Source organism: Provencibacterium massiliense (genome assembly GCF_900169495.1).
GTDB classification, from domain to species: Bacteria; Bacillota; Clostridia; order Oscillospirales; family Ruminococcaceae; genus Harryflintia; species Harryflintia acetispora.
The window spans coordinates 273,849-300,642 of sequence record NZ_FWCH01000012.1; the positions used below are offsets into that span (position 1 = coordinate 273,849).

Annotated in this window: 18 protein-coding genes; 12 read left to right on the forward strand and 6 right to left on the reverse strand. The window is 45.5% G+C overall.

The window, feature by feature from the left end; all coding sequences use genetic code 11:
• Positions 1–47 precede the first annotated feature (47 nt).
• From B5477_RS06355 to B5477_RS06375, 6 genes are all read right to left on the reverse strand, one after another.
• Positions 48–5,312 (reverse strand): DEAD/DEAH box helicase, encoded by a 5,265-nt coding sequence (locus B5477_RS06355; RefSeq protein ID WP_079698907.1) that lies wholly within the window; start codon positions 5,310–5,312, stop codon positions 48–50.
• Positions 5,312–6,319, reverse strand: coding sequence for a hypothetical protein (locus B5477_RS14850; protein WP_143533554.1), 1,008 nt, complete (start codon positions 6,317–6,319; stop codon positions 5,312–5,314). Before B5477_RS14850 ends, B5477_RS06355 begins: the two co-directional genes overlap by 1 nt.
• Positions 6,319–9,084, reverse strand: coding sequence for a coiled-coil domain-containing protein (locus tag B5477_RS06360; protein ID WP_079698908.1), 2,766 nt, complete (start codon positions 9,082–9,084; stop codon positions 6,319–6,321). The genes B5477_RS14850 and B5477_RS06360 overlap by 1 nt, the downstream gene beginning before the upstream one ends.
• Positions 9,081–10,649, reverse strand: a complete 1,569-nt coding sequence (locus B5477_RS14855; protein WP_143533555.1) for a hypothetical protein — start codon at positions 10,647–10,649, stop codon at positions 9,081–9,083. The genes B5477_RS06360 and B5477_RS14855 overlap by 4 nt, the downstream gene beginning before the upstream one ends.
• A gap of 504 nt (positions 10,650–11,153) precedes the next feature.
• Positions 11,154–11,816, reverse strand: a complete 663-nt coding sequence (locus B5477_RS06370; RefSeq protein ID WP_079698910.1) for a sigma-70 family RNA polymerase sigma factor — start codon at positions 11,814–11,816, stop codon at positions 11,154–11,156.
• A complete protein-coding gene (locus B5477_RS06375) occupies positions 11,797–12,636 on the reverse strand; it encodes a helix-turn-helix domain-containing protein (RefSeq protein ID WP_079698911.1) in 840 nt (279 codons plus the stop codon). Before B5477_RS06375 ends, B5477_RS06370 begins: the two co-directional genes overlap by 20 nt.
• Before the next feature lie 235 nt (positions 12,637–12,871).
• Here B5477_RS06375 and B5477_RS06380 point away from each other — a divergent pair, with 235 nt between their 5' ends.
• The 12 genes from B5477_RS06380 (at position 12,872) to B5477_RS06435 (ending at position 26,451) form a co-directional block, all read left to right on the forward strand.
• Positions 12,872–13,492: a CHC2 zinc finger domain-containing protein gene (locus tag B5477_RS06380; protein ID WP_079698912.1), complete on the forward strand. Its 621-nt coding sequence runs from the start codon at positions 12,872–12,874 to the stop codon at positions 13,490–13,492.
• A complete protein-coding gene (locus tag B5477_RS06385) occupies positions 13,467–14,840 on the forward strand; it encodes a DNA primase family protein (protein WP_079698913.1) in 1,374 nt (457 codons plus the stop codon). The genes B5477_RS06380 and B5477_RS06385 overlap by 26 nt, the downstream gene beginning before the upstream one ends.
• Positions 14,841–15,277: 437 nt before the next feature.
• A complete protein-coding gene (locus B5477_RS06390) occupies positions 15,278–15,496 on the forward strand; it encodes a phosphoribosylglycinamide formyltransferase (RefSeq protein WP_079698914.1) in 219 nt (72 codons plus the stop codon).
• 2 nt (positions 15,497–15,498) lie between these two features.
• Positions 15,499–16,479, forward strand: coding sequence for a MobV family relaxase (mobV, locus tag B5477_RS06395; protein WP_079698915.1), 981 nt, complete (start codon positions 15,499–15,501; stop codon positions 16,477–16,479).
• Complete coding sequence (locus B5477_RS06400) at positions 16,469–16,654, forward strand: hypothetical protein (protein WP_079700409.1); 186 nt, start codon at positions 16,469–16,471, stop codon at positions 16,652–16,654. Before mobV ends, B5477_RS06400 begins: the two co-directional genes overlap by 11 nt.
• 95 nt (positions 16,655–16,749) lie before the next feature.
• Positions 16,750–17,802: a virulence RhuM family protein gene (locus B5477_RS06405; RefSeq protein ID WP_079700410.1), complete on the forward strand. Its 1,053-nt coding sequence runs from the start codon at positions 16,750–16,752 to the stop codon at positions 17,800–17,802.
• 48 nt (positions 17,803–17,850) lie between these two features.
• Positions 17,851–19,527 carry a recombinase family protein gene (locus B5477_RS06410; protein ID WP_079698916.1) on the forward strand — a complete coding sequence of 559 codons (1,677 nt, stop codon included), beginning with the start codon at positions 17,851–17,853 and terminating at the stop codon, positions 19,525–19,527.
• 33 nt (positions 19,528–19,560) lie between these two features.
• On the forward strand, positions 19,561–20,400 hold the full coding sequence (locus B5477_RS06415) for a restriction endonuclease (RefSeq protein ID WP_079698917.1): 840 nt from the start codon (positions 19,561–19,563) through the stop codon (positions 20,398–20,400).
• 214 nt (positions 20,401–20,614) lie between these two features.
• On the forward strand, positions 20,615–21,280 hold the full coding sequence (gene cas5 / locus B5477_RS06420) for a CRISPR-associated protein Cas5 (RefSeq protein ID WP_079698918.1): 666 nt from the start codon (positions 20,615–20,617) through the stop codon (positions 21,278–21,280).
• Between the two features lie 3 nt (positions 21,281–21,283).
• A complete protein-coding gene (locus tag B5477_RS06425; protein WP_079698919.1) occupies positions 21,284–23,323 on the forward strand; it encodes a hypothetical protein in 2,040 nt (679 codons plus the stop codon).
• A 30-nt stretch (positions 23,324–23,353) separates the two neighbouring features.
• Positions 23,354–24,247: a type I CRISPR-associated protein Cas7 gene (locus B5477_RS06430; protein ID WP_079698920.1), complete on the forward strand. Its 894-nt coding sequence runs from the start codon at positions 23,354–23,356 to the stop codon at positions 24,245–24,247.
• Positions 24,244–26,451 (forward strand): CRISPR-associated endonuclease Cas3'', encoded by a 2,208-nt coding sequence (locus B5477_RS06435; RefSeq protein WP_079698921.1) that lies wholly within the window; start codon positions 24,244–24,246, stop codon positions 26,449–26,451. Before B5477_RS06430 ends, B5477_RS06435 begins: the two co-directional genes overlap by 4 nt.
• The last annotated feature ends 343 nt before the right edge of the window (positions 26,452–26,794 follow it).

The following is a 26,794-nucleotide window of genomic DNA, read 5'->3' on the forward strand; positions in this document are numbered from 1 at the left end:
ATGGTCGGTGAGCTGCGCTTACTATTTTGGTCCGTAATCAAGCTATTTCATTGGATGTTGTCTAGAATCTTTTGGACAGCATACGGTTTAGCGTACTTGATATAAGCGTCACTCACAAAAATGGTACCGGCAGCACATGGCTCAACCCACATTGCCGGGTAGACAACAACCTTTTTTGTGTTTTTTCGCCTGGTTGCCATAATTTCACCGTCAGTAATAATCTCACAACCAGATTGCTTAAGAATATTCACCAAAGGCATGATCATTTTAATCTGTTTCTCTGGTTTGATTGGCGATGCATTTATCCCATCAACACCCCATTCAAGGAGTTGGAGCGCAGCGAAGCGGTCAAGCATACCGTGTACATATTGGTTTCTGTAATGCTTTAAGCATTTAGAACACGCAGATCCACAATCACAAGAACTTAACAGCTCTTTCATGTCGGTTAGCAGTTCGGCAATCGCATCAGCTACACTGACAGCATAACCAGCGCCACTCGACAAACTATCGTAAAGGTAAATGTCAACATAAGAGGCTTCAGAACCGGTTCTAAGTCGATAACCAGTAACGAGTTCGGTGAATTCAACATCAAGTTTTTTACTTGCTACCAATCGCAATGCTTCAGCTAGGGATTGCGCTGCGCGATTAAGCCATGGATTATCATTCCTTCTGGCGTCAATGATCTTGTCGTCAATTGTGAATTCGAGAACCAACATATCAGTTATAAAGTCATAGCCAAGATTCACATTAAAACGGTTGTTGTGACGGCATTTACTTCGGGCATACTTTGACTTATACGGCCTATTAATATCATTTAGAACAGAAATATCATCACCTGGCATAGCCGCTCCACAGTCCTTGCAGACCATAAAGCCTTTGTCATCCGATCCTTTGTTCAGCATGATAATCCGTTGGTTTGTTCGTGAAGCGATCCGTATGTTTTTACAGCCTGGAGCAAGTTTCATTTCTTCAGCCTCGGGCAGAGTCGAATACAGAGGCTGCTGTACAGCAGTGTATTCTTCTGACAGCTGAACATCTGGTATTGATTCAGCATTTCTTGGTGCAAAACCCCAAGGGCGCATCATTTCACGAGTAATTTTCAGATTGCCGTTTCCACAAAATGGACAACGCTTGGTTTGCTCTTCCATCAGACCGAACCAACCGCACTCCGGACATGAGATAACCTGTTTTACGTAATTCGGGTCTTCTGTGTAAGCGCGTGCCGGAGTTAGTGCTTGACCATGACGACGTTCACTTCCAGGATAGTAGAACCCGCCAATCTGATAGGTTTGTTTATCAACGACAATTGCTCTACCAGGAGCATATTCGCCAATAGCTACATCAAGTCCACGGTCAACTTCGTAAAGAATTTTTCCGTACATATCTGGTATGTAGGTACTTACGACATTCTTCGGGAAAGAATATGTTGGGATGATTCCTTCTTCATAGAGAGCGTCAAGAAGAACCTTTGCCTCCCCTTCCTTAGCGCCTTCTTCTACTCCAAAAAGTTCGGGATGCGTCTGACATTTTTCTTTAAGCGTATCAAAAGATTTTTTCAATTCATCCTCAAACACTGAATAGTGGAATGGTATTCCGACAGGTAAAAGTAGTTTGTCTTTATCAGCATCGTAAGCTGCAAGATAGTTCTTAAAACTGTCAAGAAAATCGTTAAGGAAAACTGCTGCTGAAACTGTGTCAAGGCTCATATGATTTTCTGAAAGGAATTCCTGGAGGATAACCATAGCTAAATGACGCTGGAGGAGCTTCTCACTTCTTATATCAATCCAAGGCTTGCGAGGGTCACCACGGAACATGGGAATTGGATCATTGAAGTACAATGTATCATGCGGACCATCTTCACAGAAGGTAACGATGGTAGATAAACTAGATCCACGGCGGCCAGCACGACCAGCTCGCTGCTGATAATTTTCGCGCATGGGAGGGATATTTCGTAAGCCAACCGCGACAAGAGATCCAATATCAATACCAACTTCCATGGTGGTTGTACTGCTAAGAATATCGACAGGTGTTTCACCATCTTGGATTAAATCTTGGAAACGCAATTCATATTGCTCAGTTTTACTCCAAAGATCATCACGTTGGTCTTTGTGTGAGAGCTGAGCAGTATGTTCCTCGGTGTCAATTACATGAATTGGCTCGCCGTGAAGTGCATCAGCTACTGGCTTTCTCCAGAAACTAAGTGCTTCGTATTCACCAGATTTCATCTCATGGATATGAGAAGAACCGCAAGTTGGGCATTTTCCTTTTAGTGTAAATGGAGTCAATTCAGAGCATTGTTCACATTTGTACCATACATGAGCAGCATCAAAACGTGGTTTTACCCTAGAAAGATCAACATAAAGTCTCCCATTGTCGGGCTGCGCCAGATCAAGAAACATTTCTTTTAGTACCCGTTTCCACGCTAGCTCGGATTCATTTCCGTCACTCCATCCCATAATTTTACGAATTACTTTTGAGAATCCCCAATCTTTATTAAGGCCGTAACCATCATGACTTCTACGCACGTTCTTACGAACTGTATTATCTATAGTATGTCCTATAGCTGTATACCTATCGCATATAAATAATATCCACGCATTAAATAATTCAATAAACTCTTCATCAGTTACAGTCACATTGTTTTCATCAAGAGCATATATAGCATCATCAAGAGCCCGATCAGTCGGTTCAATCCAGCTTGTAGCCGAGTCATACAAGGTGTTATAACCACCAGCAAACAACCGAAGAAAATATTCCTGCATCTGAACAGGAGCGTCTGCAATCGTAAATCTCGGGGCATACTCTCGTCCTCGTTTTACAGAGCGATTGTAGTTATTCAGTGCAACAGTGCAATTCTCAACAAATTTTATGCGTTCGGGCCCATGAAAAATTTGCACATGATGTTGACCGGCAGCGAGACAAAAATAGTCATACAGCGAATTTATTGACTGCTCGACCGTTTGTCCTTCCATCATTTTGATGGCGATTGCAAACAGTTGCCTTGCAGCAGAAATGTCCGAAGCTTCTGACATATCTCGAGCTAGCTTGGCTGCTCGCTGACGACTATCCGAAAATAGCAAAACCTTACGTCCCTCGTTAGGAAACCTATCCGGATCATTATCCTTTCCTGGCACAGCCGGTTGCAGTTGGAACTGCGCTTTGATTAGGTTGAAGAAAGACTGATTGCCTCGAGTGCTGAATGACGTAAGTTGGGATTCAGAAAATTGATGCCTGCAATGAGGACAAGTTGGGAAAGTAATAATCGGTGGTCTGCCTTTTTCGGAGTATTTATGATAATAATACAGCTTTCTAACCCAAGGCTTTCCATCAGAAGAGTCATCTGTAAAATTGATGAACCCGCTCTTAACATCAAGATAACAAGGTTTTATCGTACTCCTACCATATTTTTTTGATTTAGATAGTTCAGATTCATCAACCGAAGTCGGAATAAACAGATGTATTTCTTTCATCCTGCGATCCATCAACTGCCCGGGATAATGCCACAGATATACATTTCCATGAAGCCCCGAGTCATCTTCCAGAACATACCCTTTGAAGAACAGCGCACCGCAGCGTCGATCATTATAAAGTTCGTATACCACACTACCACAATGGGGACAAGTTAAATTACCATCCGATAAGTAGATTTCTCCTAAAGTGAGTCTGCCTTCCGAATGAGAACAACTACAATTGGCATTGGCACAGGCATATACCCCCGAAATACCTTTGAAAAGCATATGCATCCGTGCGGGGAAAAGAACAGAGCCCTTTGCGTTTTTTGCAAGCGGCGCAATTGCCAAGAGGACACTAATCGCTTTTAGCGCATTCTCTGGATTGAGATTCGGGAAGATACCAGAAGAAAGCTCTGCCAGGGATACGGCATTTCCCCGACAATACTTAATAAGCTCATGGAACGGACGGTAATAGACAAGATTTTCGTACATCCAGTTGTATACTGATTCCAAGGATGTAATGCCAGGGTCAAATCCTTCTAATTGCTTCCAGAATGACAAAAGGGCAGAAAGCTTCACTTCATCTTTATCTTCAAATTGGCCAGGATCTGAGTTCAAGAGAAGCTCGGCGGGGATGTCGTATTTCAGTTGCCCATCAATTACCTCTCTCTCCCCCGTCAGATAACAGAACCGGGTTGCTGTGTCTGATGCCGTAAGTTCATTTGCAAACTTCATTACGGAATCAACGTCTTGCTGGCTTTTGTTGGGCATACTTGCAGTAGTGAGTATAAATTGCACACGATCACGACTGATGCCGAGCTTATGGAAGAGCCTGCGAATCAATAATGCCACTTCTCCGCCGGATGAACCACGGTACATATGTGCTTCATCAATAACAAACATCAATTTATTTTCACTGTTTGAAGCCAGCCATTCGCGTGTGTCATTCCATATTTTTTGTTCTCTGGGACGCAATAGCATATATTCCAGCATAGAATAGTTTGTAATGAGAATATCCGGGCAGAATTGCTGCATTTCAAATCGTGTGATTAATTCTGCATCGTCATCGTTTGGAATATGCTTACTATCATGTAGCCCCTGAAGGAACTGATTCATATCCGCCTTTGCAGGTATCTTTCCTTCTTTGAGAAGATGATTGAAGAATTCTTTTTCAGAATCGCTTTGTGGGAAGGACATTCTTGCCAAGGTTTTTTCAAGTTTTCTATCCTGTTCAGTGGAAGGCTGAACTCCAGGGTATGGGGTTCTGCCAGTATACATACCAAACTGAGGGCGACGCACTTCATCACCACAGGTCTTTCGGAATATCTTGATAAACCTCTCATCAGGATCTCCGATCATTCTTCTAAGCCGGCTAACTTGGTCTGAAACCAAGGCATTCATTGGGTACATAATAATTGTGCGAACACCTCGTTTTGCCCATGATTCCTTGGAGTTTCTTGCTTCAGTCGCCATCTTTGCAAGAAGTGGCCACATAAAACACTCAGTTTTACCGGAACCAGTACCTGTTGAAACGAACAAGTTTTCTCCTCTGATTGCGGCTTCAAGCGCCGAGATTTGGTGTGCAAACGGAGATGGGAACACTCCTATATTAGCCTTTGCCAACTGCAAGAAATAGTCTTTCATCCAATTCTCAAGGGCTGCTGTTTCAATCCCATTTTGTACTGTAACATATGCTGGTGAGGACTCAATAAAAGGTCTTTGGTAAAGCAATCCTTCATCATCAATATGATTGCTTAGTGCCGAAAGCAGAAGAGGAGATTTCCCGAAATATTGCGATTTAATATAGTCTTCCAGTTCCGTCCTCAGCTGCTTATGAACAGAATTAGCTCCATTGGGCATCAGATTATCCCTCCTTTGAATTCATATCCCTCATCAGATAGAATATTTTTAATAGCTCCAAAAACTTCTACAGAGAGCTTTCGCCTAAAATTACACGGAAGAGATGTACATATTTCAGGCCAGCTGTAGTACTTTAAAAATTCAAGCTCGCGTGGTGGAAGCAAATAATTCATACGTACATGAACTAATGCCCCATCCTCAGAGTACTCAATTGGCGGTAACGTTCCACAGGTTGAGAGGCAGGCACATGCGAGTGTTCTGTAGTTATAATTTTCTACCTGCCATTGTGAAAGTGGACTAACTTCTAGTGCAGTATCAATGTACCGATAAAGATAGTATAGCTGTGAACCTTTCATACCGGTTCGAAGAATTGAAACGGTTCCAGTCTTATCTGGCTCAGTAACCCAATATCCACGAGAGAAAGACGGCTTTAGGCGAAGATACTCTGTATTATATTCAAACGCTGGATTAGGTTTCCAAGAAGCAGTAGATAATGTAGTTTGCCACAATGTTTGCAACTTCTCTTGTTCGAGACCAAACATTGTTTTTATATTACCGGGGTTCGTTCCGCCATCCTGCCTTGAATAAAATCCGATGCCAGATACACAGGAGATATTATCCAAAGAAATGCCTCTTTGAAAGAGTATACCACTGAACGGTTCTTCATGTTTTATTGATGGAGCTATTCTGTTGGGACGGTGATAAATAACTCCTGTGCTTAAGAACTGATTTTCAATTTCATCTTCCAGATCTTCAGACACATATGGTAAGCTGTCAGAAAGTTCTGGGTACATTGATTTGTAATTGGCAAACACACTGCGAATTCTTCTTTTCAGGTGTACAATGGAAATAGGTTCTTCTGTATCGTCCCAGAGGCAGGCATACGCCATCATTCCACAGATGCTATAAACAAGACGAGTTTTCCACTCATTCTCTGTTTCTTGGGTTCCCCTAAGAATGTGATACTGTCGTGATACTTTCGAGAGAAGTCCGTTATACTTGTCCATTAGATTTCCCCCAATACATACTGAAGGTCGCGTTTAAGGTTAGCAGAAATTGTGATTCCATTCTGCGAGTCAGCAATTTCCTCTGCAAGTTCATTTACCGCCATTGAAGCATAGGCAATAGGGAAAATGCAAAACAAGAAATCGTCATCCGTTGTAGCAAGGGGATAAATACCGTGCATCGTAGCCGCAATGCTGTTGATTTTGCTTCTCACTAACGAACTCAGAGCAAATTTCGAAAGGACTGATAGTTCTTTGTGTGCGCCTTTTTCTGGCGAAAAGGATTTAAAATTGTCAGAGAAGTAGCCCCCATAGTATTTACCAGTAGCTTTTTTATCCACCAAGAACTCTGTAAACAGTGGCAACATGAATCCATACAGGCTTTTAGGTTCAACCTGAATGTCTTCTGCATACGGGTGAGTAAATACATAAAAAATATCTTTTTTATAAAGTATTTCTGGAAGCCTGTTTATCCAGCCGCTTGCAAGAAAGTTGTTGATTATTACAATGCTTTCACCATCGGCACCTATTTTCTCAACCGCCTGATAGACATAGCCACCTTCACAGCAGAGAACTCCATGCTTATGAGCAGTTACGGCCGCACTAAATGCTTGAATAATGTCGATTGCATTGGGACCAACAAGTAAAAGTGGCTGTTTTTTAATGTAGGCGGCACAAAGAAAAGCAGCGAGCCCAGTTCTATATTGTTCTGCAACGCCTGCTTCTGCGAGTTCAAATACAGCTGTATTGATAACATCTGTCCAAGAGTGATGAACTTCAAGGTCGTCGAGGTTATCATATTCAGGACATATGCGATATGTATCAATATCAGATTTCGATGAAACTTCGATTTTGGCAGGAGATTCTGTACATCCACCTTGCATTTGTTGTCCGCTAACAAACGCCATACTTGCAATGAAATCTGCCGCATTTTCACGTGCCTTTTGTATTCTTACGGCAACCGCTTTTTCGACATCCGCGGCTAGCCTTTCTTTTTCGGCTATGATACCAGCAAGGCGCTCATCTTCCGCTTTTGTTTTATTTAGCGCCTCCTGCGCTTTGCTTAAATCCTCAGTAACAGATTTTAACTCGGCACGAAGTGAATCGAGTTTTCCCCGAGCTTCGATGAGCAGGCTTTCGTTCTCTGTTTCCCAATCTTTGCGAATAAGCGCCTTCGCTTTTTCTTGAAGTTCAACATTTGCGGAAATGGCCGAGTGAATTATTTCATCTTCTAAGCTATCTCCATCGACATATTTCCAGACTATGTTCAGAAATTTATCTAGCAGCTCTTTAGCAGCCGGAGTGGAGCAGCGACATGCAGTTCCAATCTTACGCGTTATATCGTCAACCGGAATTGCGCCAATGAAATCCTTAAACGTCCTATATTCGGCACGCGTTACCTCTCTCGTTTTATATGCATTCCAAGAAAGCGATGAGAATACGATATTCTTTACAATGTCAAGCGGGCTTTTCAAATGGTAAAGCTTGCTTGGAAGGCCCGCAAATGCGTTTCGATAAAAAGAGAGCCCGTTGCCCAGACGAATAATGTCATCAGCAGCAAATTCATATACCGGCACAACAATGCAATCTTCAGAAACGGTAGTTTTCCCATTAACAGTATTGAATTCTTTGGTGTTGCACAGAATGCCTATATACTGTCCTTTGGATGCATAAAGGGTGAACATAACTCTACGGCTATGAGGCTGGTATTCGATTCCCTTTTTCAAAAGATCAACTAGGTCGTCAAGGGTTGTCGTTTCTGTAATGGTAACAATTTCAATGGCATCTATATCTGTATTATACCGTGACAATATATAATCCTTGGAAGGATCATTTTCGTTCGGAACTGCGGACCAAGTCCAGATACCGTAGAAACCGTTGTTAGAAGGCCCGTCCTTATAGAAAATTTTATCTCTATTTGTGAAGTACGGCGGGACATCTTCGTTTTTTAGGAAAATGTCATAACGTCCATTATTGTTCAAATCAGCATATCGTATAAGCCATTTCTGACCATTATAATCCGAAATAACACCACATAAAGAAATGATTTCATCTGCACTACCAGAAGGCAGGATAGAAGTATTTGTATCATCAAATTGTGCAAGATAATCTGCGTCGTCATTCGTGAAGGCGCTAGGTGCGGTCTGTAATTCGGCAATTTTAGCTTGTGCTGCAGCCAGCAAGGATTCTAATTCGTTTTTGCGCTGTTCAATTTCTTGAACTCTCTCTTCGCACTCAGTTTTTATGGCCTCCATGCTACGCTGGGCTGCTTCAACTTGATCGGACAGACTGCGATTTTCTTGTTCCACAGCCTTAATTCGGTCAGACATTTCAGCGTTTCTTGCACGCTCAGATTTAATATTCTCCATTCTCTCGTAAAGATTAGAGTATGCATCCGCATCCAAAGGATTACCTGTCAACTTAAAATACAACTCGACATTATTGACAAAGAAAGAATCAAGCATAGTTGTCGCCAAAGCAGCGCTATGAGATAAACCCTCTCCTTCAAGTTTGGCTATATTTTCTTGGATTTCTTTGAGCCAGTGTTCTAACATTGTGTTGACCCACGTTGCAATAAAGGGTTTATCAATATTGGATATGGCAATTGACAATGCCTGTTGTTCTGTCAATGATTTGGCTCTGAAACCTTTCCGGATTTTCGAAAATTCCTGTTCGTTTCTCTTGAAGAGCTCTTTGAACTCTTTACCTGTAATGATTCCGCAGAGAATTGATTTCTCCTCTTTGGTAAGAAGTCCGATGTAGTTCATAATTTATCTCCCTGTATATTCATACTGCGATAGGCATCCTGCAATCTCCGGTAGGATTGCTCATTGATGGTACCTTCCTTGATACATTTCCGTATCCACTGACATATCTGTGGATAACGGCTCATGGCGGCTAAAATATTTCGCAAAGAATGAGGAGCGGGAATGGATGCTCCAGATACGCGACTAATATGCTTCAGGATTTCAACTTCGTCGTTTACGATGATAGACTGTTGTTTTTGAAAGTCAATTTGCCAGACAACATCAAGGCCAATGACAGCTTGAACACTTACACCATAAGATATCCCGTCCAGCTCAAGCGGTTTATCCGCATATATTTTTCGCTTATCTACAACATGGTCTTTGTTAGAGATAATAAGCTCACCATCATATGTTGATTTGAAGAGCAGTACTTTGCTATGTGGTAGCGTATTGGCTTTACCAGGAAGGACCTCAGAGCCAGAAAGATCTGTCACTAAGATTTCTGGAGGTAATCCTACCTGGTTAAGAGGCTCTTTCCAAAAATAAGTATATTGCAATGCTTGAGTACGTCCTGCTGATATCAACTGTTGCCTACTGGAACAGAGAACCTCATATAGTCTTGCTTGAGTACGATCATGAGTTAGCTGACGAACCGCTGCAGAAGGAAAAGTCTTGACTGTTGCCACATTACCTTTGACAAGCATGTACATACTATCTTGACTATGTTTTACTATATAATTTCCCTCTACAAATAATGGCCACACCGGCTGTAATGAAACCGGGTAATCAGTTAGGCGGCAATGAAAATCAAGAAAGAAACGGGCCGCTTCTTCACAAAATGTAGATGCAGAAATCACATAAAGTCTCCAAGTTTCCCAACCAAATTGTTTCTGAGCAATCTCTTGAATTTGTATACTGCTATATGGCTTATTATGGAAATGGCCGCGTTTTAACAGGTAGTACTCTTTCTCAATCTCGACATCAGCATCGTATGTGAGTTTCTTACCAGAAGTCCTTTCAAACAACGTCCCCTCTGGATCCATTCCGTTAATTTCTGTCGGCCAGAACTCGCGCAGTTTATCACTTCCGTTTTTAAAACTGAGAGTGTATTTTTCAAATGGCCTTTCACCGATGGAGAGATATGTAATGCTATCGCAATTTAGCCGTTCTTTCGTGAACACATAAGGTGCATCCATTACTCCCTTCGGCTTGATTCCTATACGGAAATCTTTGCTGAGTGAACTAATTGGAGCACGAATCAAACCAACTTCAAATCTGAACGAAGATGAGGACACACCAGTAATACGGATTGGTAATTCGTGTTCGTGCGAACCATAAGAGATTGAATAGCCGGCTCCAAATATACGTTCAGGGCAATTTTTGCTTTTTTCATAGGCACTGTGTCTAAAGTGGCGTGTTTGAACCGTACCATCAGTAAGGGAGACATACTGCCCACATAATTCACACATAAACAAACCACTATGAGCGGATACAGTTCCACCCGGATGCAGTTTGGCCGCTTGTTCTGCTGTAATCCGCTTCCAGCCGTTGTCTGACCACATACAAACATGTGTTAGTGAAGCCATATGTATACCCCCTTACACATCAATTTACTTTTTCCCCTTGCCCAAGGGCAACTTATTGTAAACACATAGAAAACCGCAAATGCACAGCTATTTCCATATAGGACAACCCGAAAAATTACCGCCACATAGCAAAAAATTCTTGGAAGCCGATTCACGTTGGGAGTCTGGGCACCATAACTGCCCCCAAAGGGGTATCCAAAGGGGAAACCCCTTTGGCTCTGGGTTTCCAATAGGGGCGGGTAGCATCCCTGTTGGCACACGATTTTCCGTAGGAAAGTCTAGTGTGTTATACCTTTGTGGAGCAGATGGCAGCCAGAAATGTAGCACACCTCGGAAAGTGTGGCTACAGTTGCGGCGTTCTGGCGGGAAAGGTTGCCCCTTTCGGGGCGGCATAAGCGACAGAAAAAGGCTGGTAGGCGGGGCGGATATGCACTGTCTGCCAGCCGTGTCATCTGCGGAACAAAGGTATATCAAAGCCCCCGTCAGCCGCTGCTTACTATCGTATCAGAACCACCACGGCAGCTTCCCGCGCAGGCTGTCCATCGCCTCTCCCTCCACCTTCTTTGTCCGGCTCTCGCTGAGATGGAAATGGAGTGCCGCGCCGATCAGCGGGTGCTCGATTCCATCGGTAAAACCATAGCGGTACAGCAGATAGGTCTGCTCTCTGGCAGTCAGCTTGTCCAGCGCCGCATACAGTTCCGTCAGCTGTTCTTTTTGAATGTAAATTTGCTCCGGCGTTTGGGTGTGAGGATCGGCTATGGCTTCGATCCGCAGCATCCGTTCATCATCCGAGAGGACGTCATCTAGATATACTCTCTGGAAGCCGGGGCCGTCTTTCTTATCCACCATCCGTTGTTCAAACTGCGCGAGGGCGGCGCGGATACAGTCTGTCATGGCGTTGCGGATTGCCGGTGCTGCATAAGTCAGAAATTTCATGCCGCGTCCGGCGTCAAACAAAGGGATTGCGTTTAGCAGGCCGATACTTCCCTCCTGCATCAGATCATCTATGCCAATTCCAATATCATTTTCATCCAGACCCATGCCCCGATATTGTTCCAGCGCTATTTTTTGGATGAATCCCAGATTGTTTTCCAGCAGAATGTCGCGGGCAGCCGTATCCCCTGCTTGCGCCAGCCTGCACAGCTGCTCATTGCTCCGGGTCGGCATTTTGCTTCTCCTGCGCGTGGTCTAAGGTGGATTGGAGAAATTCCGTCAGCGCCTGACCGAACTTGTCCAACGCTTCCTTTTGCACGCCGTCCATCCCTGCCGCGCTCTGGGTGACAGCAGCGGAAATCATTTCCGGTGTGATTGTCGGTGCCTGGACATCCTGGCTTTTTGTCAACTCGGAGAACATCTGTTGGGTGATGCCCTTGGTCAAAGACTGTGCCGCCGTGAAATCATTACCAATCTCTTTCTTCACTTCCCGCAGTGCCGCCATGAAAGTATTCTGTATCATCGTCAGGTCTGCCTGATAGACAGGGACTTTCTGCCGGTTGACAGTTCTGGCAGCCTGTACAGCGGCATCCGTTTTCACATTCCGGCGTAGCATGGCGCTGAGGGTGGTAAGCATCTGGTTCTGTCCGGCGAAACCGGCGGCCAGCGTATCATCAAAATATTGCTCGATCATGTAGGTGACCTCTGCAAAGCGCGGGCTTTCCAAAAGGCGGTTGACGATCTCCGTATTGGCTTTTCCGGTGTACAGATTCCGCGCCGCCTGTACCGACAGGCCCAGTTCTTCAATATCAAAATTTGTCCGGTCGGGTGTGTTGACTTCCCCTAACAGGAAATCTGTGGAGACTTCAAACACTTTCGCAATACGGAGCAAATGTTCTGTGCTGATCTTGTCGGTCTTGCCGCTTACAAACCGGCTGATAGCGCTTTCGGTGCTGCCGATGCGGGTCGCCAGCTGTGCCTGGGTAATTTTATGTTCCTTCATAAGCTCCTGCATCCGTTGCCGGATATTTCCGGGCAGATAGGCTCCCTCCATGTGACACACACCTCTTTCCTGTAAACTTTCTGCTTCCATTATACCCTATAAAAACAGCGCGGGCAAATGCTTTCCGCTGGCTTCGCCGCTCTGAGGTCTTGCATTTTTGCAAGATTTCAGGGCGGCATTTTTTCATTTCTTGCACTTTTAGCAGATTTTTCGGTCTATAGGCTTTTTCCCCGTATATTCAGGCAGACGGACAGATACCGTCAATAAATTATGGAGGGCAAAACCTATGAATTTGTTTGAAATTGTAAAATCTGCTGTTACCGTGAAGCAGGCCGCCGAGTACTACGGCTGCAAGGTCAACCGGGGCGACATGATCTGCTGCCCCTTCCATGATGACCGGCATCCCAGCATGAAGCTGAACAGGAATTATTTCTACTGCTTTGGCTGCGGGGCCACCGGGGACGTGATTGACTTTGTGGCGCGACTGTTCGGTCTGAGCAGCTACGAGGCCGCAAAGAAGCTAGCCTACGACTTCGGCATCGACCCGGACAAGCCCCCGGCAGCGATGGCCCTGAAAAAGCCCTATCCGCTGGCGAGGGCTTTCCGCAACGATGAGATGCGTTGCCAGCGGGTACTGTGCGATTATCTGCACCTGCTGGAACACTGGAAAATCGAGTGTGCCCCACAGTTGCCGGAGGACAATCCAGACGCTCGCTTTGTGGAGGCGTGTCATATGATCGAGTATTTAGATCATTTGTTGGACGTGCTCATGTTTGCGGAACTGGAGCAGCGCGTAAAGGCGGTGGATATGCTCCTGAAGGACGGAACCATCGCCGCGCTGAAGCAGCGGCTCAAACGTCTGGAAAAGGAGGTGCAGCACCGTGGCGAAGAACAAGCAATCGCCTGAGGTCAACCAGCCCATCTGGTTTGACGGCAAGAGCATCAACGAAGCCCTGTTTTGTGATGGTTTTCTCAGCAGACACAAAATCATCTACACAAACGGGGCTTTTTTTACGCCCGATGGACGTGTGACTAATGACCTGCCCCTACGCAGCGAAATCTTTGACGAGCTTCGCTGCTGTGCGGTCAGCAATATTCCTCGCAAGATCAGCAACATTGTAGAGCTGATGAAGCTGGCTGCATTGCTGGAGGACTTCCCGCCGGAGGCAGACCGGATTCATCTGGCAAATGGGACGCTAATGCTGGATGGCACCTTTACGGAGGGCAAGCCGGAGATTGTTCGCTGTCGCCTGCCAGTAGCCTACAATCCCGATGCTCCCACACCGACCCGCTGGCTGGCTTTTCTGGATGGGCTGCTTTACCAGGAGGACATTCCCACTTTGCAAGAATATATCGGCTACTGCCTGATCCCCAGTAACAAAGGCCAGCGGATAATGGTCATTAAGGGCAGCGGCGGCGAGGGCAAAAGCCAGATCGGTGCGGTGCTGTCCGCGCTGTTTGGCAGCAACATGAAGGATGGCAGCATCGGTAAAATTTCCGAGAACCGCTTTGCTCGCGCCGACCTGGAACACATCCTGCTGTGTGTCGATGACGATATGCGGATGGAGGCGCTGCGCCAGACCAACTATGTAAAATCCATCGTCACCGCCCAGGGCAAGATGGACTTGGAGCGCAAGGGCAAGCAGAGCTACCAGGGGTGGATGTCTTCCCGTCTGCTGGCGTTCAGCAACGGAGACTTGCAGGCCCTTTTTGACCACAGTGACGGCTTCTACCGGCGGCAGTTGATTTTGACCACCAAAGAGAAACCTGTTGACCGCGTGGATGATCCCGATCTTGCCGAAAAGATGAAGGCAGAAATCGAAGGCATTTTCCTCTGGGCCTTTGCGGGATTGCAGCGGCTGGTGACAAACAACTTCAAGTTCACCGAGAGCCAGCGCACCAGAGAAAACCGGGAATCCGTCAAGCGGGACAACAACAATGTGTTCGATTTTCTGGAATCCGAGGGCTATATCCGGCTGAAAGCGGATGCGTCCATCAGTTCAAAGGATTGCTACGACATTTACCGGATGTGGTGCGAGGAAAACAGTCTGACTGCACTCAAACGCCGCAGTTTCAGCGACGCGCTGGTGGCTGCCTGCGGCAAGTACAATCTGGAACACTGCAACACGATCACTAATTCGGCGGGACGCCGGGTTTGGGGCTTTATGGGCATTGAGGCAGTGGCAAGGCCGCATATAAACGAGTTTACGGACGCTTCACAGTGTACGTACGTACCGGAAGACTGGCGGGATTGATGCCTGCCCCGGTCGCCGGTACGTATGTACGCAGCGATTAACTCTGTTACCTCATATATTGTAGAGGCGCTTCATTTGGATAAAGTGGTCGTGCCCATTTTGGGGACAACCAAAACGGACAGGAAAGGCAGTGATTTTATAGGCATATTTTGAAGCAATTGCAAAACGGCAAAATATATCTCTATGCTCCGCAAACAGTTCGCCGGACAGCGGCTCGCGGAACCGCGCACGCACTGCGCTGTCTCGCGCTAATACAGCCAGAACGGTGAAAAGCCCCACATTTCTGCGAAGCTGAATATTCCGCCGCCAGTCAACGATACGCGGGGAGCATTTCTATCGCAAAACAGCAACTATAACAATTTTGTCATTTCATAAAGCCGGTACGCTGTCCAGCGCAGCCGGTTCTTTTTATGGGCAAGAAAATTTGGAGGATTATTATGAAATCAAGTATCCGAAACGAAATCAAGGCGCAGATCATCCGCGCCGGTTACACCATGCAAGAGGTTGTTGACCTTCTGCATGACGAATATGGCTGGAGCGACAGCGTATCCAATCTTTCAGGGAAATTGCAGCGGGGTTCGCTACGGTATCGGGAGGCCGTGGAGCTGGCCGATGTGTTGGGCTATGATCTGGTCTGGCAGAAACGGAGGGATTGAGCATGGAAAAAGCACAGTACGCGATTATGCGATTTGCAAAGTACAAGGGGCCTGAAATCGGTAATATCGAGGCCCACAACGAGCGCACAAAGGAAAAGTACGCCAGCAATCCTGATGTGGACATCAGCCGAAGCAAGTACAACTTCCATCTGGTCAAACCGCCCGGCAGATACCGCGCGGAATCAGAGCGGCAGATTGCCGCTGCCGGATGCCGTACCCGGAAAGACAGCATCCGTATGATCGAGACGCTGTTTACTGCCAGCCCGGAGTTCTTCAAGGGGAAGAAGCGGGCTGAGATTCGGACATTTTTCGAGGAAGCTCTGCACTTTCTGGAACAGCATCAATCCAAAGAGACAATTATATCTGCCGTGGTGCATATGGACGAGAAAACGCCCCATATGCACCTTTGTTTTGTCCCGCTTACGGAAGATGGCAGGCTCAGCGCCAAAGACATTATGGGCAACAAAAAGAAGCTAACCTGGTGGCAGGATGAGTTCTGGAAACACATGGTCAAGAAATTCCCGGATTTGGAGCGCGGCGAAAGCGCCAGCCTGACCGGGCGCGACCACATTCCGCCCCGCGTGTTCAAGGAGATGACCCGACTGACCAAACAGAAGGAAAAACTGGGGCAACTGCTCACTGGCATTACTCCATTTAATGCAAAAAGCCGAGCGGAGGAAATCTGCAAGATTCTGGATACCTATATTCCCAGCGTGGAGAAGATGGACACACTGCTGCGGAAATATGGCGTAGCCTTCACGAAAACAGCATCCGAAAACAAAAGGTTGAAAACGAAAAATGCCGAACTGGAAGAATCTCTTGCATCGGCGCAGAAGGTCAGTGCATTGAAGCAGATCGAAGATTTCAAGCTGCGGAGGGATTATGACAGTGCGGTGGCGATTTTGGAACAGATACCGGCAGAAGTGTTGGAATTTTACAAACAGCCTCCTAAAAAGGAAAGGGAAAATGCCTATGATAGATGAGTGGAGCGGTTTTGCAGACCTGTTGGCCAACCTGATTGAGAAATATGCTTCAGAGTTAGATATTGAGAATATGCCCACTCCTTTAGCACCTTGTGATAGGATGGGCAACGCCGAGGTAAATCAAAAAGATCCTGATTCCAAGCAGGAAGCAGTTGAAAGCAAAATTGCTGCATGATATAATAAACGTGATATAAGTGTCCAAACAAGAGGGCAGGTCTACTCCCTGTCCTCTTGGAACATAAAAACGGAATCAGATGGGAGCGTGAACAAATGGCGGAAGATAAAATGAGACCAAATCAGGGCCAGGGTGAGATTGTAATTTATCAGGCGGAAGATGGGCTCACAAAGGTAGAGTGCCGATTTGTGGACGAGACCGTTTGGCTGACACAGCAGCAGATGGCGGAACTGTTCCATACGTCCAGAAGCAACATTGTGGAGCATATCGGCCACATCTATGAAGAAGGCGAACTGGATGAGACTTCAACCTGTCGGAAATTCCGACAGGTTCGAATGGAGGGCAACCGGCAAGTAACCAGAGAGCTGCCTTTCTATAATCTGGACATGATCATTTCTTTGGGGTACAGAGTAAAATCTTTGATTGCCACCCAGTTTCGCCGGTGGGCCACTGAGCGCCTAAAAGAATATATGATTAAGGGCTTCACGATGGACGATGAGCGCCTAAAAAATTTGGGCGGTGGCAACTATTGGCGCGAACTGCTGGAACGGATTCGGGACATTCGTTCTTCGGAAAAAGTCATGTATCGTCAAGTGTTGGACTTGTACGCCACCAGCGTGGACTATAATCCCAGAAGTGCGGAATCTGTTGCGTTTTTCAAAATGGTGCAGAACAAGCTTCATTATGCAGTGCATGGACATACGGCTGCGGAAGTGATCTATGAGCGGGCCGATGCGGATAAGCCATTTATGGGGCTTACCACCTTTTCCGGCGATTTTCCCACGGCAAAAGATATTGGGATTGCCAAGAATTATCTGACGGAGGAAGAACTGCGGGTTCTGAATCAAATGGTATCCGGTTATTTCGACTTTGCCGAGGTGCAGGCCATCCGTCACCGGCCCATGTATATGAGCGATTATGTGGAGCAGCTAGATAACATTCTTCGGGCGACTGGGGAAGAAGTATTGACCCATGCAGGGAAAATCAGTCATGCACAGGCGATGGAAAAAGCGAAAGCAGAATATAAACGCTATCAAGCACAAACGCTTTCCCCTGTGGAGGAGGAATATCTGAAGACCATCAAACAGTTGGGAAAAACGGCTAAGACGGAAGCGGAAAAGCAGGATGATACTTCTGCCCCAAAATAAAAGCGGTTCATCCAATTTTACGGTTGGCACCACATGAGGAAGATGAAGATGCAGAAAGAGAAGATAAAAGTTTACACCTATACCAGAGTCTCCACCGCTATGCAGGTGGACGGCTACTCGCTGGATGCGCAGAAGGCCAAAATGAAGGCATACGCCGACTACAATGATTATGAGATCGTCGGTGAATATGAGGATGCGGGAAAGTCCGGCAAATCCATTGAAGGCAGAGCGCAGTTCAACCAGATGATGGAGGACATCAAATCCGGCAAAGACGGAGTGTCCTATGTTCTGGTGTTCAAATTGTCCCGTTTCGGCAGAAATGCGGCAGATGTGCTTTCTTCCCTTCAGGTCATGCAGGATTTTGGCGTCAATCTGGTATGCGTGGAAGATGGCATCGATTCTTCCAAAGACGCGGGCAAATTGATGATCTCCGTCCTGTCTGCTGTGGCGGAGATTGAACGTGAAAATATTCGCGTCCAAACGATGGAGGGCCGCATCCAAAAGGCGCGTGAGGGCCGTTGGAATGGCGGCTTTGCTCCCTATGGATATCAGCTGATGGATGGGAAACTGATTATCAACGAGCAAGAAGCGGAGGCGATCCGCGTCATCTATGACCAATATGTGCATACGGATATTGGCGCAAACGGAATTGCAAAATATCTGGAGAACCATGGTATCCGTAAAATTCCCCGGCAGAATGGGAAGAATCCCCTGTTTGACGCACATTTGATCCGCTTGATTTTGAAAAATCCGGTGTACTGCGGGAAAATCGCCTATGGCCGACGCAAGACGGAAAAAGTTCGAGGCACAAGGAACGAGTACAAGCTTGTAGAGCAGGACAATTACCTGTTGGCAGATGGCTTGCACGAACCGATTGTTTCGGAAGAGGTTTGGCAAGCGGCGCAGGTGAAGCTGCTGGCACAAGCAAAAAAGTATGAACACGTCAACCGCGGGAAGGGCGAGCACGTACATCTTCTTTCCGGCATTGTAAAGTGCCCTGTCTGCGGAGCAGGAATGTATGGGAACAAGAGCATCAAGCACAAGAAAGACGGCACCAAGTACAAGGATTTTTATTATTATGGCTGCAAGCACCGTACCATGCTACGTGGGCATAAATGTGACTATAAAAAACAGATTCGGGAAGAACTGCTGGACGATGCAGTGGCGGAAGTCATTGTAAAGCTGGTGAGTAATCCGAAATTTGCAGCCATGATGCAGGAAAAAATCAACATGAAGGTGGATACTGCCGCCATTGACCAGGAGATTGCAAATTACGAGAAGCAGCTACGCCAGCACTATTCCGTCAAATCAAAGCTGGCAGAAGAAATTGACTCTCTCGACCCGGATGACCGGCACTATGTGCGGCGCAAGGCTGACCTTGATGACCGCCTTTACAGGATGTATGATAAGATTGAAGATACAGAATCTCTGTTGATTGCTGCCAGGGCCAAAAAGCAGGCCATTGAGGCAGAGAAACTGACCGGCGACAATATTTATAAAGTGCTGATTTACTTTGAAAAACTGCACGGCATGATGAATGAAGTGGAACGGCGGCAGCTGATCGAGGCGCTGATCTCGGAGATACAGATTTACCCGGAGCGGCAACCTAATGGACAGTGGTTGAAATCCATCAAATTTAAGCTGCCTATCATTGAGGAAGATATGAGCATCAGTTTGGACAACGAAGAACAAGTTGAGTGCGTGGCGCTGCTGCAAAAAAGCTGAGGTGGCTTTGTGCGTAAGGTGAGGGATGAAACGATGAGTAATATAAACACTCAGTATGAATTGTTTGTCAAGGAAATTTACGATTACTTGCATAGCGCTGATGGCATTCAAAATATTGATATTCAACATAATGTCAAACTGAAAGGTATGTCTGGATGCTCTCACCAAATTGACGTATATTGGAGATTCGTAATAGCAGGGATTGAGTATCAGGTTGCTGTTGAGTGTAAAAATTATAAAGGAAAAATTGCAATAGGCAAGCTGCGGGATTTTAATTCTGTTATTGAGGACATTGGAAATATTAATGGAATATTTGTATCGAAATACGGCTTTCAAAGCGGTGCAAAGGAATATGCAAAGCAGAGGAGAATTAAGCTGTATGAAATAAGGTGTCCTGAAGATAATGACTGGAAAGGGAGAATGCGAAATATACATTTTAATTTGAATGCATATTTTAAACATGTAACAACTCGCGATATTAAAATTGATGAGGAGTGGCTAAAAAGCCAAACATTTATCAAACCCGGAGACAAGATAATAGTTACAGGCCAAAGCGATCAAATTTATATTGAAAATTTGGCTACAGGAGAAAAGATCAGCTTTTATGATTTGGAAAATGGCCTTTCTGCACGGGATATTGGAACAAATTTTCAAAAAGATTTTGTGTTTGAGAATGCTTATATTATAGCGCCTAACCTGAAACATAAAATCAAGGTAAAGAGTATTGCTTTCATCTATGATGTAAGCTGTTCAACAACGGATTTCGAAATTCGCGGTGAGGATGTTGCCAGAGCTATCGTAAGAGATGTAATTGAGGGAGAAGAACAGTTTGTGGATATTCATGGAAATGTGAGAAAGCGAGATTCGATTTGAAGGACAATTACTACCAAAAAAGATCCTTCTGTCAAGGCCCAACCACGCCTTGCTGGAATCTTTTTTGCACACTCAACACATGTGGAGGCTTGTGTCGAATTGCGTCGGAAATAACATTAAAAAAGGCGGCTTTATGATTGCAGATAGAGCAAGTATTGTTTACTGGACAGATAGATGTGTATAAGTATACTATAAAAAGATGGGAGGACAAAATATGGTAACTTACAGTTATCCAATTCAAATGGAGATTGCCGGTCAGACAGCGATTTGGGTAAGACCAGACAGCGGCGACTCGCCGATCAGCTACGCTGCACCAACATATTCAGCTGTCAAGGCATTGTTTGAATCTGTTTTATGGGGACCTGCCATTGAGATTATCCCTACGAAAGTGGAACTATGCAAGCCTGTACAGTGGCATAGTTATGCTACTAATTATGGGGGGCCGCTGCGTAGCGGCAGCGCCATAGCCGGGGGGAATAATTATCAGTTGTACGCTACGGTATTGACGGATGTGTGCTATCGGCTTTACGCGGTGGCAGCGCCAAATTTTAAAAAGAACAACTTGACTTCAAGAGCTTTGGCGTGGGACAAGCATACGACCGCGCCAGGGCACGCATACCAGGATATATTTAATCGCCGCCTGAAAAGAGGGCAGTCTTACGCAAGTCTCTGCCTTGGTTGGCGGGAGTTCACGCCTTCATATTTTGGCGTGTTTAGAGACGAAACGGAGGTTTGCACGGGACAACCGGATATTATCATCCCATCTATGCTGAGGCAGGTGTTCTCCTTGGGGTATCAAACGGAACCTCATGCAGTCTATGATACGGATGTGGTGATCCATCAGGGGACTTTGATTTATCCGGTGAAGGGAGGAATTTGATTCGTGATTAATGAACTGTATCAGCTCTCTGTCGCATTGTCAAAGATGGATATTGTTGGTGATAAATGGCACCGGGAATACAAATCAATTCCAAATATCAAGGCAAACGCACCGTGTGTTCGTATTGTTTTTCTTGAAAATAAAGTTGCCCGTCTGGATAGCGTGAATGCAGATTTGGGACAGAAATTGAGAAAATATGGGAATAACCAGGGCACATTTCCTGCGATGAATCTGGCACCGTTATATCGCATAACAGATGCGGAGCGGGCACAGAAAATATTAAAATTATTGAAAGCTGATAGTAACCAGATAGATATTCAACAGATAAAGGGATGGTGCGATTGCAGCAACTGGGGTGTCAAATTCTCAAAAAAATATAAAAACAGCATGCGGCAAATTCCAGCAAAGCTGGAACAGATGCTGCAGGGGGAAGCTACTTATGAACCAGTGCTTCGCCTAATCCGGGCGGCGCGTCCGTTTGTCGAACCAGAGGCTCTCCACGCAGAGCTTGAACGGGTTGCATTTGATGCGCTTGAAAGGCGAGATGATATTGTACTTGCACTGCAGATTCTATTCTATATTGGCAAAGAGGAAAAAAGTCCGGAAGACGATTATGGAAACCTGTCAGTTATTTTTGATTGTGATGAATTAGAAGATAATGACGTGTCATCTGCTACAGAAAAATTTACAAGGGGTTTCAATCGTGCATTATTGGCGGCAGATGCCATAGAAAAAGGGAAAGCAGAAGCCAATGAGCAGGATGCCTTTGGTTTCATGTTTGCACCGTTGGAGGAGCCGATGCCGACAGTGAAACTGGCTGGAGGATTTGAGGTGAGTCTGAGAACCATGTTTAAAGGACAGCCGTGTCAGAGCCGCTATGGCCGTTTTGAAAACGCGACGTATCCGATTGCACCGGAAGTGCGGGCTGACATACAGGGTGCATTGACCTGGCTTTCCGGTGCGAATATGAAGAACAAAACCTGGGTGAGCACAGATAAAAATGAAGTTTTATTTGCCTATCCATCACACCTGCCGGAAAATCTGCCAAGCTTCACTGCTTTGTTTAAAGCAACTGATAAAGGAGAACAGAGAAGCCGTTTTGAATCAGAGGCAGAAGCGTTTTCTGAGTATTTGACAAAAACAAAGACAGTGGATCCGGAAAATTACCCGGACAATATTCAAATATTTGTTCTTCACAAGTTGGATAAGGCGCGAACGAAGGTTATTTATACGCGCTGCGCGGCTGCCGATGATATTGTTCGGAATAGCGCCGAATGGCAAAAGGCTTCAAAAAATCTGCCTGGGTTTTCGATTCGATCTCCATGGACGCCGTTTCCACTCGAAGTTGCCGATATATTGAATCGAATCTGGAAGCAAGATGGAACAAAGGCCACAGATAAATTTAAGCCTGTTCCGGCTTATCATGGTATGGAACTTTTGTTTGGGGTTCCCAAGCCGGTGTTGGAAAAAGATTTGCATTTTATGATAGAACGCAGTGCCAATATGGCGTTATATGCAGGAGGTTCAGTAAAGCGGTTTAACGCTGCCAATGTATTTATTCCTAAATTGCAGGACGCATTGGTGATGATTGGAATGATATTATACTGGCTTGGGAGCAGAAAGGAGAATTATATGAATGAATATCCATATTTATTGGGGCAGATCTTAAAGGTGTCGGATAGTCTGCATGAGCTATATTGCGACAAGGTGAGAGATGGACAGATTCCGACTCAACTTGTGGGGAGCAGTCTGTATGTGGCTGCATCAGAAATGCCGGCACAAACCCTTGCTCAGTTGGCAAATCGCATGATCCCTTATATTACCTGGGCTAAAGCAAATAGGGACAAGAAACTGGAAAAACGTCATGATGAAGAAATAGAATATTTTGGGCCATCTGCTGGATATTTGCTGTATGTGTACGAACAGATAGCGGATGCGCTGATTCCCGTTCTGAAGGATAAGCAACGTTTTAACGATTATGAAAAAGCACAGATGTTTATTGGATATCTGGCAGCCTTTCCGAAAAAAGAAAAAGCAAATTAATGAGTATAAAAAATACAGGAGGTAACATCAATGAGTAGAGAAATGAGACGTGCAACAGGTCTGCTGGTGATTGAAGCGGTGAATTCGAATCCAAACGGAGATCCGGACCGTGAAGCGGATCCTCGTCAGCGTCCAAACGGACTGGGAGAGATATCTCCGGTTTCTTTTAAAAGAAAGCTGCGTGATCTGGTAGAAGATCACAAATCTCCTGTTTTTCAAAGTCTGCCGGAAAAGTTCAGGGAACATCCGGAGGAATATTGCATTCTGGAATCACGCGGCCGTGACCGCAAAGCAATTCAAAAGGAAATGGAAATCGGCGGTGATATTAAAAAATTTGACCAAGATGCATTCCTCAGCAGCAAATTTGTAAAAAAATATTGGGATGCGCGGGTTTTTGGCAATACGTTTTTGGAAGAAGGCGGCAATAAGGGGTATATCAAAACAGGAGTTGTACAAATCGGAATGGGAATTTCCATTTCGCCGATCAACATTATCCGTCAGACAAATACAAATAAAGCAGGAGTGCAGGATGGAAAAAATGCGGGCATGGCGCCTATGGCGTACCGCGTAGTAGAGCATGGCGTTTATTGCATGCCGTTTTTTGTGAATCCAAACTATGCACATAAGAGTGGTTGTACTGTAGATGATATTGAATTGATGAAGCAGTTGATGCCCTATGCATATGATATGAATCGTTCGGCGATTCGCCCGGATGTTCGTTTGCGTCATGCTTGGTACATAGAACATAAAAATGTGCTTGGAAGTTGTCCGGATTATTTGCTTTTGGAGGCGCTGACACCAGAGCGTATTGGAAATGCGGGAGAACCTTCTGTTGACTGGAAAAATTACCAGGATAAGAATGGTTTGCCGGAGGAGTTACGGCAATGTGTAGAGAGTTGTGTGGATTTGGTTAATTATCGATGACATACTTGGCTCACAGTGCGCGGGATGGATATCCTGAGCAATTATATCAGGAACACATAAAAAATGTACAGCGCGATGCCTGCCATAATGCGGAGGAAGCGGCCAGATATGCGGCCCTTGATGGTGAGATGTTGAATGCAGCGGTTGATATGGCATCATCTGTGCATGATATGGGAAAATTAGATGAAGAAAATCAAGAGGTGCTGCATCAAAGGGACAACCACGTAAGCCTGCCGCTTCATCACCAGGATGCAGGAGTGACGTTCCTTAAAAAAAACCAAGATGATTCTTTGTATTCCCAGCTGGCTGTCAGTGCTCATCATAGTGGATTGCCGGACATTGGATTGGAGGGACGGAGACAGGAAAATTGTTTTCGTGATCAAAACAAGGAGACGCGTGATAAGGTTAATGCGGAAGTAGATAGTCTGGCTGCGTTGCATCAACAACTGATGGAAGGTAAAATTTTAACAGTTCCCACAAACAGTGTACGCGGAGATACGGGCGTCTTTATTCGTATGATGTTATCCTGCCTGGTTGATGCGGATCACACGGATACTGCGAGACATTATGGGAAATTTCCGCAGGAAGAAGATGTGTCTATTCCCAAGCTGAGAGCGAAGGAACGTCTGGAGAGACTTGATAAATATGTGAGTGGGTTGGGGGATAACAGCGAGCGGAGCAAGCTGCGGACAGAGATGTATCGGGTTTGCAGAGATTCTGCCGTCGAAGCAAATATTGTAGCCTGTAACAGTCCGGTTGGCTCGGCAAAAACGACAGCGTTGATGGCATATGCACTTCAGCAAGCGATTTCACGTGAATCCCGCCGAATTTTTGTTGTCCTTCCATTTACAAATATTATCAGGCAATCAGTAGAAATATATCGCGAGGCACTTCTCCTGCCGGGTGAAAATCCAGAAGATGTGGTTGCCGAATTACATCATCGCGCAGATTTTGAAAGCGAGGAAGCCCGTGCGCTCACGGCACAATGGAAAGCGCCAATTGTTGTGACAACAGCGGTTGCCTTTTTTGAAACGATAGCATCCTGCATGCCTGCTACGCTTCGGAGATTACATGAACTTCCAGGCAGCGTGATATTTGTGGATGAAGCGCATGCGGCTTTGCCGGTGAAACTGCTGCCAACAGCATGGCATTGGATGCAAGCGCTTGCAGATGAATGGAGCTGCCATTGGATTCTTGCATCTGGTTCGCTGGTGGAATTTTGGAAATTGGAGGAACTGTCTGAAACGCAGAGATCGGTTCCGCAGATTGTTAATATAGAGTTGAGAAATAGATTGATGCAATATGAAACGAATCGAATTAAGTTTTTATGCAAGATGGAACCGCTTGACAGAGCACAGCTGGTGAAATGGATTGCTTCTGTTCCAGGACCGCGTCTGGTAATTATGAATACAGTGCAGAGTGCTGCGGTAATTGCTGAGGATATGAGGACATATTATGGTGATAGACAGGCGTGCAAGGTTATGCACCTGTCAACAGCGCTTGAGGCGGAACATAGAGATAAAACGATACAGGATGTGAAGGATCGCCTGGAAGATAAAAACGATACGGATTGGACGTTGGTGGCAACTTCCTGTGTGGAAGCCGGTGTTGATTTCTCTTTTAAAACGGGCTTTCGTGAGTTGGCTTCTTTGGTGTCTCTGTTGCAGGCAGCCGGACGTGTTAATCGCAATGGCTTGGATGATGATGCGGTGATTTGGACTTTTAAGATGCAGAGAGATGTAATGCTGACATATAACAAAGGGATAAAAGAATCGGCGTATGTTTTGAAGCATTATTTGCAAAAAGGGGTTTCAATCTCTCCGGAGCTTGGCACAATATCTATAAGAGATGAACTGCGGCGCCAAACGGTGTCTGATGATGCCAAATGTTTATTGGAAGCAGAGACTTTTTGGCGTTTTCCGGAGGTGCAGGAGAAATTTCGGGTAATTGATGATAATACCGTGCTTGTGGTTGCAGATTCGTCATTGAAAGAGCAGCTTCGATATGGAGGCTGTGATTGGAAGACTATTCAGCGAAAGGCGGTTTCGGTTCGGAGAGAAAGAGTGGAGCAACTTCATTTGCCGCCTATAATAGATGGGGTTTACGATTGGAATCTTGGATATGATGATTTCCTAGGAATCATGAGAGGTATTTTATCCTATCAGCAATCAAAGACCAGTCTACAGAAAGATACAGAGGACTAATGATGTTTGTGGGAAATCAGCCAACGCTAAAAGAGACTGTCATGGCCATGTCACTTGGATTGAATTCTTACGATAAGCGGTGAGCAGTTGTTGCAGGGCAACGATAGCATTATTTACAAACATGTAATTGATAAAGCAACAAAAAGTACAAGACTAAATCCTTCAGTGCTGTGGCGGTGGAGACGGTTGTACAGATGACGCTTTGTGGTGACGAGCGAAAATAGAGAGGTTAAACCACGGGATGTTGTGGCTGCGAAGCGGAAGTGGGTGAAAATCGGAGTCGGGTCAGAACAGGCGTATTGGACCTTTCCGCAGATAACACCGGGGATCGGACAAAAATTTT